This is a genomic window from Streptosporangium sp. NPDC049248 (assembly GCF_040678965.1).
Taxonomy (GTDB): Bacteria; Actinomycetota; Actinomycetes; order Streptosporangiales; family Streptosporangiaceae; genus Streptosporangium; species Streptosporangium fukuiense.
Genome location: NZ_JBFAQY010000038.1, coordinates 1 through 13,626, shown reverse-complemented (window position 1 = coordinate 13,626; position 13,626 = coordinate 1). Strand labels below are relative to the sequence as shown.

13 protein-coding genes and 2 pseudogenes are annotated in these 13,626 nt (G+C 64.9%); 5 read left to right on the top strand and 10 right to left on the bottom strand.

The window, feature by feature from the left end:
- Window positions 1-9 precede the first annotated feature (9 nt).
- Window positions 10-723, top strand: a complete 714-nt coding sequence (locus AB0K21_RS40360; protein ID WP_364157748.1) for a hypothetical protein — start codon at window positions 10-12, stop codon at window positions 721-723.
- Between the two features lie 193 nt (window positions 724-916).
- Here the strand turns inward: AB0K21_RS40360 and AB0K21_RS40355 are convergent, their stop codons facing one another.
- The 3 genes from AB0K21_RS40355 to AB0K21_RS40345 all read right to left on the bottom strand — a co-directional run bounded on the left by AB0K21_RS40355 (window position 917) and on the right by AB0K21_RS40345 (window position 3,429).
- Window positions 917-2,050: a tyrosine-type recombinase/integrase gene (locus tag AB0K21_RS40355; RefSeq protein ID WP_364157745.1), complete on the bottom strand. Its 1,134-nt coding sequence runs from the start codon at window positions 2,048-2,050 to the stop codon at window positions 917-919.
- A gap of 276 nt (window positions 2,051-2,326) precedes the next feature.
- On the bottom strand, window positions 2,327-2,731 hold the full coding sequence (locus tag AB0K21_RS40350) for a Mu transposase C-terminal domain-containing protein (protein WP_364157742.1): 405 nt from the start codon (window positions 2,729-2,731) through the stop codon (window positions 2,327-2,329).
- Between the two features lie 434 nt (window positions 2,732-3,165).
- A complete protein-coding gene (locus AB0K21_RS40345) occupies window positions 3,166-3,429 on the bottom strand; it encodes a hypothetical protein (RefSeq protein WP_364157739.1) in 264 nt (87 codons plus the stop codon).
- Here AB0K21_RS40345 and AB0K21_RS40340 point away from each other — a divergent pair.
- Complete coding sequence (locus AB0K21_RS40340; protein ID WP_364157736.1) at window positions 3,412-3,573, top strand: hypothetical protein; 162 nt, start codon at window positions 3,412-3,414, stop codon at window positions 3,571-3,573. The two genes, AB0K21_RS40345 and AB0K21_RS40340, sit on opposite strands and share 18 nt — an antisense overlap.
- Before the next feature lie 3 nt (window positions 3,574-3,576).
- Window positions 3,577-3,798 (top strand): annotated as a pseudogene (locus tag AB0K21_RS40335) (helix-turn-helix domain-containing protein); the annotation flags it as partial.
- 111 nt (window positions 3,799-3,909) lie between these two features.
- On the opposite strand, the gene AB0K21_RS40330 reads toward AB0K21_RS40335, so the two are convergent.
- Complete coding sequence (locus tag AB0K21_RS40330) at window positions 3,910-5,271, bottom strand: hypothetical protein (RefSeq protein WP_364157733.1); 1,362 nt, start codon at window positions 5,269-5,271, stop codon at window positions 3,910-3,912.
- 143 nt (window positions 5,272-5,414) lie between these two features.
- On the opposite strand from AB0K21_RS40330, the gene AB0K21_RS40325 reads away from it, so the two are divergent.
- Window positions 5,415-5,669 carry a helix-turn-helix transcriptional regulator gene (locus AB0K21_RS40325; RefSeq protein ID WP_364157730.1) on the top strand — a complete coding sequence of 85 codons (255 nt, stop codon included), beginning with the start codon at window positions 5,415-5,417 and terminating at the stop codon, window positions 5,667-5,669.
- Window positions 5,670-5,943: 274 nt separating this feature from the next.
- Here the strand turns inward: AB0K21_RS40325 and AB0K21_RS40320 are convergent, their stop codons facing one another.
- The 4 genes from AB0K21_RS40320 to AB0K21_RS40305 form a co-directional block, all read right to left on the bottom strand.
- Window positions 5,944-6,615: a TatD family hydrolase gene (locus tag AB0K21_RS40320; protein WP_364157727.1), complete on the bottom strand. Its 672-nt coding sequence runs from the start codon at window positions 6,613-6,615 to the stop codon at window positions 5,944-5,946.
- A 143-nt stretch (window positions 6,616-6,758) separates the two neighbouring features.
- Window positions 6,759-8,123 carry a 7-cyano-7-deazaguanine synthase gene (locus AB0K21_RS40315; protein WP_364157724.1) on the bottom strand — a complete coding sequence of 455 codons (1,365 nt, stop codon included), beginning with the start codon at window positions 8,121-8,123 and terminating at the stop codon, window positions 6,759-6,761.
- A gap of 23 nt (window positions 8,124-8,146) precedes the next feature.
- Window positions 8,147-8,971 (bottom strand): hypothetical protein, encoded by an 825-nt coding sequence (locus AB0K21_RS40310; RefSeq protein ID WP_364157721.1) that lies wholly within the window; start codon window positions 8,969-8,971, stop codon window positions 8,147-8,149.
- 3 nt (window positions 8,972-8,974) lie between these two features.
- Entirely contained in the window at window positions 8,975-10,804 is a 1,830-nt protein-coding gene (locus AB0K21_RS40305; protein ID WP_364157718.1) for a P-loop NTPase fold protein, read from the bottom strand.
- Window positions 10,805-11,299: 495 nt separating this feature from the next.
- On the opposite strand from AB0K21_RS40305, the gene AB0K21_RS40300 reads away from it, so the two are divergent.
- On the top strand, window positions 11,300-11,455 hold the full coding sequence (locus AB0K21_RS40300) for a hypothetical protein (RefSeq protein ID WP_364157715.1): 156 nt from the start codon (window positions 11,300-11,302) through the stop codon (window positions 11,453-11,455).
- 623 nt (window positions 11,456-12,078) lie between these two features.
- Here AB0K21_RS40300 and AB0K21_RS40295 read toward each other — a convergent pair.
- Window positions 12,079-13,254 (bottom strand): cytochrome P450, encoded by a 1,176-nt coding sequence (locus tag AB0K21_RS40295; RefSeq protein ID WP_364157712.1) that lies wholly within the window; start codon window positions 13,252-13,254, stop codon window positions 12,079-12,081.
- 87 nt (window positions 13,255-13,341) lie between these two features.
- Window positions 13,342-13,626, bottom strand: a pseudogene (locus AB0K21_RS40290) (peroxidase); the annotation flags it as partial.

Here is a 13,626-nt window from a genome sequence, read left to right as displayed (position 1 = left end):
AGTGCCCCGATGCTTGATCTGGAGCTAATTCAGCAAAGAGTGACCGAGCTTCACCTGGGCGAGGTCGAATTCACCATGCGGGTGGGGGTGTCTTTAGAGGGCTTGCGCAATGCTCCCGCGCCGGCAACGATCAGCATCGAACTGGCCGTCCGTATCTGCGAGACGTTGGATATCGATCTCGCTGCACTGCTTGGCCAGCAACGACCGGCCACACCGCCCCTGCCAGATGACGATGACCTTCTTCTGGAGGCCGCCCTTGCTCGGCACGGCCGACTCTCCGTCGGCGAGCTGGCCACTGCGCTGGATTGGCCGCTTAAGCGGGTCGAGGAAGCTGCCCGGATGCTGATACTTCGACTGCTCGGTACGGCCTTGCATCTCGCACGAGTTGGCGATTACCTGCACTTAGAACCCCGCCCAGGCCAGCTTCCGCCAGAGGCAGACGCCACGTTGCAGTTGGTGAAGCAGGCCCAGATACCCCTAACGACCAGAGAAGCGCTCGTTCTTTCTCATATGCTCTATCTACGCTATGAGCGCTCAGGCGTGCGAACAGCACTGGATTGGGAGACCACCGAGGTCTTGATTCATCGCCGGATTGCCAAGCAAGCCCACGGAATGCTGGGAGCGCACCCAGATGTGCTATACGGCCTAGGCCTGATTACCGTACCGGATATTCCTAAATTTGAGAGTCAGTCTTCCCCATCAAATAAACAATCCGATCGGTGACGCGGGAAGCCGAGCCGTCGTTGAGGTCTGGGATCGGCCTGTCATTCCCACGCTGACTCAGCTCGTTGCTCGTTGGATGCCCGAAAGCGAAGACCGACGTCGTGATGATCATCGCTGATATGGCATCGATTCCTCGCCGCGAGGGGAAGGCAGACGAGCTGGCGGTCTATGCCACTGGCTCTGCGTGGTGAGGTCACGAGCGATACGGTTTGGGCGACCTGCGGCTCACCGGCGGCGGAGAGATTGAGTGCTGGCGTCGCTGGCGTCGCGCCACCTCGGCGGCCACCTGCTGGTACAGCCGGTAGGTGGGGCAGCGGTAGGGCGGCGGGGAAGGGAGGCCAGGCTGAGCAGTGACGGCGCTAGAGTGACCGGGCCGTGTCCGGATGGTCTTTTGCGAGTGGGAGGTGCTGATGCTGTGCTGGATGGCTTGTGCGCTCACCCGTTCGGCGTTGTCGATACCGGCGGCGCGAGCGATCCGCCGGACCAGCTGGTTGATGTAGGGAGGTTGCAGCGGTGCGCCGCTGCGGGTGGTGAACAGCAGCCCGGGCTTGTTGCGACGGGTCGCGCGGTAGGCATGCAGGACCTGCCCGGCGTAAGAGGGAAGAATTATCGCGTGGCTGCCGTCGGTGATCGACAGACGAAGGATCCAGTGTCCGTCGTTGCGAGTCAGGCGCTGGACTCTTATTTCGGTTAAAGAACTGACGGGAAAGCCGGTGGCGACCAGCGTGACCAAAATCGCCTGGACGCCGATGCTCTCGTGCATCGCAGCGTGGGCCAGAATGCCTACCAGCTGATCATCAGTGATGTGCGGGACGCTACTGGCCGGAGGTTTGGGCCGTGTCATTCCGTCGAACGGATTGGAGACGGTACATCCGGCACCGATCAAATGGTTATACCACGACGAGACCACTGTGATTCGTCCCCGGCGAGTACTAGCGCTCAACCCGGCGGCGCGCATCGCAGCGTCGAACAGATCGGCCTCAAGCGCCGATACTCGGTCGAATTCTGCGTAGCGGGCCCGTAGCCACCACAGCCACCAGCCGATCTCGTTGATGTAGCGATTTCTGTTGTCAGAGGAGAAGCCCTGATGGCTCGACAACCAAACGACGGTCACCATCCGCACCTGCTCTGGCATATAAATCCATTTTAGTGCCATTGCTAGCTCGTCAATGCCGTGTATGGGCGCCTGGGTGCCCTTGGGGGGCAGGATGATCGGAATTTCCCCCTGTGCCAGCAAGCGCAGATCCTCTTGACCGTGCTCGTCTAAGGGGATCGTGGAAAAAGGTCGCGTTTGCCGCTGATTGGAATTTTCTCCGACCTTCACCATGGTGACCTCCTACGGGTCCTATATCGCCCAGCTCAAATATGACTGAACGTACCGCCTGCCATATCAGTCTGATGAGTTTTCGACTGCATCCACCCTGACTATCTTGCTATCTGGAAAAACTCATAAGGAGTACCTTCGCCGCCACCTGAATTGATTCCCTATCGCGGCACTCCCGCGATCATGGAGACTTCTCTGCGTAACGCCATCCCTGTAAAGTCATTCGCCGTGAAACCTGATTAAATTTGGAGCATCAGAGGACTAACGGTCTGGGAAACTTCACTCTCGTCCGGCAGTGGGATGGTTTTCCATGTGGGCGGTACACAGATGCTGAGCGCCGAGGTGGACCTCGACGAAATGGTTATCGCTGGGTATGTAGTGAACCTCCACCTTGTAACCGTGATAGCGATGCAGTTCGGATGCGAGGTAGGTGAAACCCCGAAAAAGGATCCGATTTTCAAAGACCCGGCGTTCACCGCCGGCCGCCAACGAGGGCCCTATCCGCTTGGCACCGGTGCGATGCACATCGTCTTGGTTGTTCAGCCACCGCCATAGAGTGCGCTCGCTGAGCCCCAAACTACTGGCCGCCAGCCTTACATGTTCAGCCGTTAGATAGCCGGCCTCCCGCAACTGGCGTAGCCGTTTCACGACTATTTCACGTTGCTCATGATCGATGTTGGCCATGGGTTGACCTCCTACCAAGCGGCGCCCGACGCGACACACTGAACGCAGGGTCTGGGTCATGCCCAGCGCAGTGGTGCAGAGCCGATCTCCACATGATCCTGTTTTTGCAGGTTAAGCGGTGAGTGCCTGGGCGAGTGGGTTCTGCTGCGGTGTGTCGCCGCAAATCACCTGCAGCCGGATTTTGACCAGCATGTCCGGGCCCATGTAGCGGCGGGCCTCGATCCATTCACGGGTCTACCCGGCCACAACCGCACCGACGCCTGCTCCCGCAGTCGGGGCAGGCCAGGCGGCGGATCCTGATGAGGGAGCGCGGTTATGCAGGAAAGTCCCGCGACGGCTATCTCATCCGTCTGCGGGCTGGGCTGTGTTGCTATATGGGGAATATGGATAGGGGCGTCGAGATTCTTGCCCTGCGCGAACCATTGGCATGCACCTCAGCCCGGTGCGACGATCGTGTGCCGCTCCAGATGGCTGAGTACGGTGTAGTGGGTTTCCCACCCGTCGGGGAATTTGACGGGGACGTTGAGATGCACAGGGGCGATGGCGGGGTGGGCGTCGAGGAGATGGGTGATGCCGGCGCGGGCGACGATGATGCAGGCGTGCCGGTGACGTGAGGTGAGCACGCAGAGCCGGCCCGCTTCTAGCTGGAAGGCGGTTGCGTCGCGTCGGCCGGACAGCGGATGCACGGCGATGACCACCTCGAATTCCCTGCCTTGCAGCCGGTTGGCGTTGTCGACGACGACCTGATCGGCGCCGGGGACGTTGGTACGGGGCAGCAGCCACTTGATCTGCTCGGCTTGGTCGCGGTGATCGATCTGCTCAGTCGCCGCTGGACCTTGTAGGTCCTGTACCTGTTACGCCAAGGCGAGGCCTGCTTCAGCGAGCTGGCCCGAGCAGTGCTGGGCCTTTCTGTCCGGGTGCTGACCGAGCGGCTGCGCGAACTCGCCAACCAGGGGCTGATGCGACGCATCGTGGAGGACGGGCCGCCCACCCGGATCACCTATTGCTTGATCGGGCAGGGGGCCGCCCTGCGCGCCGCTTTTGATCACATCGATGCCTGGGCGGCCACGCACCTCCCTGCCCGCGCCTCCCGAGTCGACCGCACCTCACCGGTCCCGGTCCCCACTAAATCGTCCCGCCGGGGCCGCACGGCCCAGTGCGATACCCGCGGTGCACTTCTATATGGCGACGCGGGCCAACTCCAGGACCTCCCCTGGAGAGATCTCGCGATCCCACGGGGTGGCTACCTCGGTCAGGAAGCGCACCGCTCCCATCAGCGCGTACGGAGTCTCGGGGCGCCCCACCGCATGCAAGACCCGCCAGGGCGAGCGCACCGTTGTCCCGATCATCAGCTCAGGTTCGGCGCACGAGCCGGCGTCCGTGATTTGGGTTTGGGTCAGGATGCCCACGTGCTGCCAGAACGTCAGCAGATCCGCCATGGTCTCCACCTCCGGGTGGCCGCAGGCCTGAACCAGTGCGGAGAATCCGCTGTCCCAGCGGGCCCAGTTGCGTTCATCGCCGATCATCTGCAGCCGCAACGTGTGGATGCCGGGGTATTCGTCCAGCTCGGGCATCTCACCGGCAGCTGGTATGCAGTCCAGGGGCGGCTGGATGCCATCCCAGATGCTGGAGGTCAGCCACTGCTCGCCGTCGCCCCATCGTCCAGGGGTCTGGGCTGCGGCGTGTGCGGCGATCTCTTGCGCTGAGGCGCGCGGAGCATCAAGGAAAGCTCTGATGATCTCACCGGCGCGAGGGCAGATCGTCAGCCAGCCGGTCTCATACACCCCGATGACCGCATGAGGCGTATCCGCCTGCCGCGGGGCGTCGGGGTGGGTGATGGTGATCTGGTGGGGCCGCGAAGGCAGGGTGGGAAGTTCCACCCGGTGGGGGCGGCGGCCGTAGCGGTCGATCCAGTCGTGGGCCAAGGTCACCCGCTGGCACTCGACCGCGTCCTCTTCGGCCTGGCGGACCTTTTCGCGGGCGGCGCGCAGCTGTTCACGGCGTTGTTGTTCGGTGGTGGTCAGATGCACGTGGCAGTGCTCGGCGCCGATGCCGGTGAAGATGCGCTTGGCGCAGCGCACCCCTTTGAGGTTGACGCCGGCACACTGGGCATGCGGGAAAAGGTCGGGGCGGGAGGCCTCGCTCAGCGCCTGCAGGTGTTCGGCGGGAATGTCGGGTTTGGCGGGGGCGAACATCTCCGGGATGACCGCCTGCGGATCGCTGCCGGCCTCGCGGGCTTGAGCGAACACCGAGCGCGGGCGCGGTACCCCGCTGCTCCAGGAGGGGGCCAGAGGTAGGCGGGATTCGACGACGACGCCGGCGTGGGCGGCGTTGATCAGGGCTTGGGTCGCCTCGTGCTGGATGGACAGTTCCTCGGTGAGGTTGAGCCGTGCGCCGTGGATGAGGGACAGGATGGAGTTGATCTCCCAGGACAGCTGAGCGGCTTGGACCAGCAGCCAGGCGGGGGAGTGGCCGCCGTGGTGGTTGCGGCGCGGCAGGGCGATCGTGCGTGCGGGGCGACGCGACTCCGTTGTGATCATTGTTGCCTCTTCAGGTTTGCCGAGGTGAGCAAAGGGGTCGCCGTCAGCTTCCCGGCTGCGCGGAGGCGGGCGCTGATCGCCCTACGTGATATGTACCAAACTTGGTACAGACCTTTGAGGATCATGCACGCCACCGTGGGTAAGTGCCCGCCCCGACCTCGCCACGCCTCGCTGAGCTGCGCAGACAGTTCGGCCTGCGGCTGCGCGACGTGCGGGAAGGCCAAGGGCTCAGCCAGGAACGACTCGGAGAACTCGCCGAAGTCGACCGCAAAACCATCAACCGCATCGAGAACGGCATGTACAGTCCTCGGCTGGACAATGTTTTCCAGATCGCTGATGCCCTCGACATCCCGATCAAGGAATTGTTCACCGTGCGCGGAGCCTCACCCAACGAGTGAAGCTCCTACTCTTCGCGCGATCACGACAAGCGTGATCACCCGTGATGAGTTACCACTCTCGGATGCCCCGCCCCCACCCGGAAGACCGTGACCGTCAGCGACACCATGGTGTTCTGACATGGCATGGTCCAGCAGGGGAGACGAAAATAGGTAACCCACTGTCGCCAGGTAGAACAGGTGCTCGGCGATCTCGCTTGGCAGGCTGGTGACCAGCAATGACGTCACGGGGAGTGCTGGTAGCCGCCTTAGCATCGGGCTGAAGATTGAACGCTGATCAAGCGGCTCGGGCGATTTCACATACTTGCTGGATGAGGAGGGATTGTCTGGAGTGTGATGCGGTTTCGGTGAGGAGACGATCGAAGTTGCGCCAGATCTGGTGGCGAACCTGAGCGCGGGAGATACCCCAGGCTTCCGCGAGAGCGTGTTCCGTCATGGCGACATCGCCGGGTGCGGCGGATCCCGCGTAAGGGTGGTCGGTCTCGACCAGGACGCGGTCACGGGGCAGATGGCCAAGGAAAGCGGTACGCCGTGCCTGGGTGTTGTTGACACTGATATAGCAGCCGACGTCGAGCACGGCCCGGGTGGCGGCTGTTCCTCCGGTCCACCAGTGCAAAATGATTCCAGGCGGGGCGTGGCGCAGGGCGTCCACGGTTTCGGTGACGGCGCGGCGGCTGTGCAGTGAGGTGGGTCGCGGTGTGCGGTGCAGCATGGTCAGCAACCGGCTGAGCAGGGCACGTTGTTGTGGCAGGGTAGTGGCGCCGGTGCCGTCCAGGCCGATTTCCCCGATCACCGGCGCATGAGCGAGATGGTCGGCCAAGGCTCGGTCATCGAGCCCGGCGGCAGCGGCAAGGGCGTGCGGGTCGGCCGGGTGCGCGCCGAAGGCCCAGGTGACGAGGGGATGTTGCCAGGCCATCGCCTCTTGGTACATGGCAGGGCTGGTGGTCATGGCCATGATGATTGCCCGAGATGACAGTGGTGCGAAGGCCACTGCGGGGAGTGGCAGGTGGGCGTGGGCGTCCAGCGCGGGCAGCGGAGGTGCCTGGTCGGCAGGGGGTGGCCACGTGGCGGCTTGGTCAGGACGGCGGCCGGTCATGAGATGTGCACCGCGGCGACCTCGGCGAGGCCTCGCTGGGCCAGGCGGAGAGCCGCGTGGTAGTCGGTGCCGGCGGGCAGTTGATGGGTGATGACATCACCGATGGACAGGCCTCGAACGGCCGCGGCCTGGACGGTCTGGTAGTCCAGGCGGCGGGCGGGGGTGATGAAGGCGGTCCTTCGGACGTCGCCCGGGGGCAGGGAGGTCTCGATATAACTGGTGGGGTCGGACCAGCCCGCGGCGAGGAACGCCGACCGCCGTACCAGGCAGGCGTAGCACAGGCCGCAATGGGTGCTGTCAGGAAACCCGTGAAAGTGCAGGTTGGCCTTGGCGCAGGAGTGGGTGGCCGCCAGCACGCCGGCAAGGTGCCGGGGGTGGTAGAGGGCTGCGGTCGCGGTGAACATCTCCGCCTTGGTCATCGCGGTGAAGGGATTGTGCACCAACACCGGTATCTGCAGCGCATCGAAGAGTTCTTGTAGGCGATGTAGCAGCAGCGGGTGGGTGGTGCGGGTGGTCAGGCTGCTGCCGCGTTCGGAGGCCAGCGGCAGGTTAAGTGACAAGTAGCCGTTCTCGGGCACCCATAAGGTGCCTGAGCCTTGGGCGGCCACGGCGGCTCCAAGGGTGAGGAAGAGGAGCGAGCGGCTGCGGCTGGAGTTCTCCGTTCCGAAGCGGATGGCGGAACCGAGCTGGGTGGGGCGTCGGCCGAGGCGGATCCGATGCCACTGCCGGCCGATGCCCTCGTCAAGGTCCGCGCGGGTTAGCCGCTGGAGGTCTGCCGGTCCGATCAGCTGGCCAAGTGCGGTCACCACCTGCTTTTGGGCGTTGCTGGTGACGGTGGCGTCCCAGTGTGAGATCAGTACCGGCAGTGTGCCGGTCCGGTGCAGGGCGGTGAGGACCCCGCAGGTGGAGTCAGCGCCACCGGAGAACAGGCACACCACCTGATCGGGGTTGGCTGGTGGGGCGCTGGGAGGGTGTTTTCGCCGGGGAGTAAGTGGGGTGCGAGGCCCGGCGGTGAAGGCGAGTTCCCACATGTCGCCGGTGAGGAAGCCGAGCAGCCACTGCACCTGGTCCCGCACCTCGGCGCAGCGCTCGACATCGGTTACTTCTATGGTCAGCCGCAGCGTTCTGCTCCACCGGTCCACTGGGGCGTCGGCATCGCCAGCAGTGGCGTGGCGGGGGGTGAGGCGGTCGGCGATATAGGCCGCCACGGCGATGCGCAGCAGATCCACCGTCGCGGGGGGAGGGGCGCCCAAGGTGGTCGCCCACGGGTCCAGTTGCGGTGTGTGGAAGCTGGAGGTTTCCGGTGGAGTGCGCCACAGCAGCACCTCGGCGGGCAGGTCGCTCAGGCCTGTAGGGGGCATCTGGGTGGTCAGCCGGTAAGCGGTCATGAGGCGTGGCCCGGGATGTGGATGTCATAGAGCCGGCTCAGGCCGCTTTCGATGGTCTGGCTGAGCTCTGTGGCGGTGATGCGGCCACCGTGGTCCAGCGCCAGCAACGGCAGCTGGTCGACCACGGCTTCGACACAGTCGCGGATACGGCGTTCCTGCCGTACGGATGCGGCCGCGTCGGTGTGCTGGCGCAGGGTCTGTCCGATCTCGGTGATGATGATGTGCGACAGCAACTCCGTCACGAAGATACGCACCGCCACCTCGGGCGGTGGCGGTGACTCGGCGGTCAAGATGGCCAGCACGGCTTCACGGTTGGCGGCGGCGATCGCGTCGTCGGCCAGGGAGTTGCCGTCGCGGACGGCATCAACGATCGCCGCGCATTGCTCAAACGGATTTGCCGCGGCCAGCTGGGCGTGACTGATGCCCAGCTCAGGCAGGCCACCGGATGCGCCGCCACCGCCGCCTCCAGCCACCCGGTAGGCGGCGCGCAGGGCCGTGGTCGCCGACCGCGCCGCAGCGGCACGTCCCAGGTGGGTGTGCAGATTAGTGCCACCTGCGCGTCGCCCTGCTGATTCCCCTCGCGTGGACCTAGCTGCGGCACCGCCAGCGGCAGGGCCGTCAGTACCGCCGCCGCCAGACTGGCGCAGGGCGGGGCCATGCCAGCCGAGAGTGTCAATGGACGTGCCTACCAACTGGGCGACCAGGGCATCGATGCCGATGGTGTCGAGACCGTCGGTATCGGCCTCAGCGAGCTTTTGTGCCTCGCGTCGTACCTTGCGCCACTGCCCGCCACTGCCGTCGTAGGCCTTGGAGGTTCCCACGCCTTACCAGCCGCCACGCTGAGCTTGGTTGCGCGTCTGGAGAGCAAGAGCATCACGGGCGGCCTTGCGGGTTTCAGCTGGAACCGACGGATGCTCCGTCCATGCCCGCAACAGCTGCGCGATCGGCGGGGCGCTCGCCAGCGGTTCGAGAACCACCGGCACGACCTGGCCGAGTTCACGATGATCGATGTTCTGCAGCGCGATGGCCAGTGCTTGTATCAGGGAGTCATCGCCAGTGGCGACGACCACCAGTGCCTCGGTCAGAATTTTTTCATCGTCCGGGCGGGCCCGGAGTTCAGCGGCGAGTGCACCCAGCAGCGATAGGCGGTCCTTGACGGACATGGCTTCGACCACTTTGCGCGCCTGGTTTCGGTCGTTCAACGATTTCGACATCAGCGCGGTGAAGACCTGGCGCAGGTCATCGCGCAGCCGGGCCGCCCCGACCGGAATGCGGTGCAGCGTCGCAGCCAGCCGAAGATATGGGTCGAGCTCCAAGGGCATCAGCTGGGGCGGCAGCACCGACCACCAGTGCAGAGACTCGGCCAGCGCCCGTTCATCCTTGTCGACGTGTTCGGCGGTTTCCGCCGTTTGCGCCAGGTCGTCGTCAGCGCTGATGGTAGAGCTGATCTGCTCGTTGAGCAGCGCGAGAAGCCCGGGAAGCCGACCTGCGGCCGCGGCCGCGATCAACATACGAAAGTCGTCGGGAGCGAAATGCTCCAGCACCATCAGCTTGGCCAATGCGGCCCGGTTGAGTGTCAGGTGTCGCAGTTCAGCTTGAGCGCAGCGCATCCAGTAGGCGTTGAGGAAACGCTTGAGGCGACGGGGATTGCCCTCGGTACGGCTATGCAGCACCGGTGCGAGTGTCTTGGCCAACACCAGATGAGTACGCGCGTCCATCGGAAGCAGCTCATCAGAGACGTCTTCGAGGAGATCGGCGTGGCCTGCCCGGCGGCGCTCGTCGCAGTACGCCACCAGCTCCCGCTGCAAGGTCGCATCCGCGCGCAGCTGCTGTAGCTGCAGCAACGCCAGGTAGGCGTGAGTATCAGGCTCACCCAGTGCGGGTACTCGCAACGGCAACTGGACGATCTTTTCCAAATATTGACGCGCCATCGTCGCCGGGTCGCTCACGCTGCTGAAACGAACCTTGACCGCCTCCACGATCGCATCCTCATCAGCAGCGATCACGAACGCCATCTTTGGTACGGCCAGGAAGACCTTGATGCCCTCGAATACGGCCACCACCGCCTCCGGCAGACACCGGTCGAGGTCATCGACGAGCACCACGACCCGGTCCAGATCCTCGATGGACTCCAGCAGCGTCTCGAACTCGCCGCGAAAACCTGCCAACGACAAGTCACGGGCATCCAGGTCATCGCCGGGATTGGCGGCGAATAAGTCGGTGACCTGCTCAACCCCCACGGGCAGCCCCGTCTGGGCTTTGCCCGCCAATGTGATGGCCTTCGACCATCGCACCCGCTTGACCAGTTTGGCCAGTATCCCCATGGCCTTCTCTGGCAAGGCCTGCTCATCGCTTCGAGCCTGGCGCAGTGCGCTGAGGATCTCTCCGATCAACTCGGCCTTGATGTCGATGCCTGTGTCGTACTCCCAGGGGTTAACGCGGACCACGACCACCGCACGATTCAAGCCCAGACTGGTCGCCACAGCCGACAGCACCGTAGACTTCCCGCTGCCCCACGGCCCGTAGATACCGATCGTCACCGGCAACAGGCCGTCGCGACGCGCGGCCTCCACCACCGGTTGAGATACCGCGTCGAAGCCGAGCAGGTCTTCCATCGCCGGATTGTCAGCCCACAGCGGGAACAGCACACTCATCGGAGAGCTCCACTCTGGCAAAGGGCGGTCCGCATCAAAACCGCGTCGGCGGCGCATGCCCGCCTGCCGTAGCCCATAGGGCACCTTATCCACCAGAGCCGGGAGAGAGTTGCGTATCGTTAGATTTTGATCACTTAACGCTATAATTCTCAATCCAGTCAAGTGCGCCGTGAGGTATTGGTCACCGAACCGAAACTGACGGCACGCGGTTGAGTGCCTGCAGCCAGTTGCTCGCTAGTGGCACGGTCACGGCCGCGAGGGGTCGGCAACGATGCGTACAGAGTGGGGTAGCATCAGCCCGATGAGCTCGGCAGTGGTGACCCTGGCCCTATGCCCTTCCCAAGGCCATCAGTGGCGAGCTGGTAGAACGTTCTCCAGGGCGTTCCACAGTGTGGCGACTGCTGCTCGTCGCCACCGATCGCGGTGTTCGCACAACTGATCAGATCCAGCGGGTGGAACGCTACTCTTCGCCGGAGAGGATGAAGTGATTCTGCTTTGACCGTCGCCCACCGCCTGTCCACCATCCGCACCACCGACCGCGTCGTCGTCATGGAGAACGGCCGCGTCGCCGAAACCGGCACGCACGCCGACCTCCTCACCCGCGCGGGCGCCTACACTCCGCTGCTGGCCACCCAGTTGACCGACCACTGATCCTCCTGGCGAGCGGCCACACCAAAAGCCTTCACGATGGCCTTCGCCGAACGCCTGCCGGCCGGGAGCAGGACCACAACGGTCCATCACACGGCTGGGCCGGTTTGATCGCCGAAACGATGATCCGTGCCGAGGGGCCGATCTCGGCCGCCCCGGCGGACAACCGTGTTGATCACGTTGTGTGGTCTCTCGTTGCCGAGGAGTGGAACCGCCGTGAACGGTGCAGGAAGGGGGCCAACCTTTCGCCTACGGGGTGAGCTGCTCACAACTGGCCACCCTCGCCGCGGGCAGGCCCGCAATGACTTCACCCTCCGCGAGCTGGGCATCCTCTCAGCGCTGCGGCCAAGGGCTTGGACTCGCCCTCCACGACGCCATCCTCGGCGTGAGAGGCAACCGCCCGGCGTGGCTCACAACCCATGCGGCCGCGATCACGACCCTGTGTCTTTACCGCAGGCGAGGATGGCTGTCGATCATGCTCACGAAGAGGTCGGCGCAACCCGTCTGATCATGCACAGGCCACCGTCTCGGCCCGTTCCGCACGGTGCGAGGGCAGGCTGACCGGCTGGTGGGAGCTGACGAATCCGGCGGCCCGGCTCCCAGATCCTCCTGCTCGCGGGCATGTGTCACCATGCGACAGGCAGGGAGTCGACCCCGTAGACGATGGAGATCTTCCGGTACGGGATCTCCTCGGCCGGTATGGCCAGCCGCAGGTCAGGGAAGCGCCGCAGCAGTGCCGGGAAGGCGATGCGCATCTCCATCTGGGCCAGGGGAGCACCCACGCAGCGGTGGATGCCGTGCCCGAAGGCCAGATGGGGGGGCATCGCACGGCCGGGGACGGCGGTGTCCATGTCCGGGCCGAGAGCCGGGTCGCGGTTGGCGCCGATCAGTGAGCAGAGCACCATCTCGCCCTTGCCGACCGGCTGCCCGGCCAGGACGAGATCCTCGCGGGCGAAGCGAGGGAAGGCGACCTGCACAACCGTGAGGTAGCGCAGCAGTTCCTCCACCACCTGGTCGACATGGGTGTCGGTATCGCGGACAAGGGCGAGCTGCCCGGGGTTTCGCAGGAGCCACAGGGTGCCCAGGGCGAGCATGCTCGTGCTGGTGTCGTGCCCGCCGGTGAGCAGGCCGTCGGCGAGGCCGGCCAGCTCCCGGTCCTCGATCTCGTCTCCGTGCTCGCGGAGCAGCATGCCGAGCAGCCCGTCGCCCGGTTCCTTGCGCTGATGGGCGACCAGCTCCGTCAGGTAGGTCATCGAGTCGTTGACCGCCTGCAGCGAGGCCTCGGGACCTGCTGACAGGTCGAACCGGTCGGTACTCAGCCGCAGGAAGTCGGACCGGTCGGCGTAGGGCACGCCCAGCAGCTCGCAGACCACCAGCGACGGGATGGGCAGCGCGAAGGAACGCACCAGGTCGGCGGGGGAGCCTGATCTCTCCATCTCGTCGAGGTGCTCGGCCACGATGGCCGAGAGGCGGGGCTCCAGCCTGCGCAGCCGCCGCATGGTGAACTCCGGCGTGAGCATCCTGCGCAGCCTGGTGTGATCCGGCGGGTCACGGAAGCCGAGGCCGCCGGGATCCTCCTGCGCGGACCCGATGGCCGTCACGTTGCCGAAGTCGTTGCTGAACCTGGCGGTGTCTGCGAGCACAGAGCGCACGTCGTCGTAGCGGGTGACCAGCCATACCGTCGATCCGTCGGGCATACGCAGCGGGTAGACAGGGTGCTCGTCTCGGATACGGCCGAGCTCGGCCACAGGGTCCATGCCCTCACGCATGAACTGCATGAGCGGGAATTCTGTTTCTGACATCGGAGCCAGTCCTCATTGTCGTACGGAGGGGTTTGCCGGTAGCCGGCGGACACGGCGCGGTCGTCGTGTGTGAGGGGCGGGGTTCCCTCAGCTGAGCAGGGTGTCTCCGATCCAGCCGCCTGGCGAGCAGCCGGGTGGGATGGTGAAGACCGCCGAGCCGATCGGGGTCGTCCACTCGTTGAGCAGATCGGCCTCGGCCAGCCTGCGCTGGATGGGGATGAACTGCCGGGCGATGTCGGCCTGGTAGGAGGCGAACAGCAGCCCGGAGTCGGCGCGGCCGTCCGGGGTGAGCCCCTCGTCGTAGTTGTAGACCCGGCGCAGGATCCGCATTCCCGGATCGGCGACGTGGGCCCGGCGGATGTGAGCCTGCTC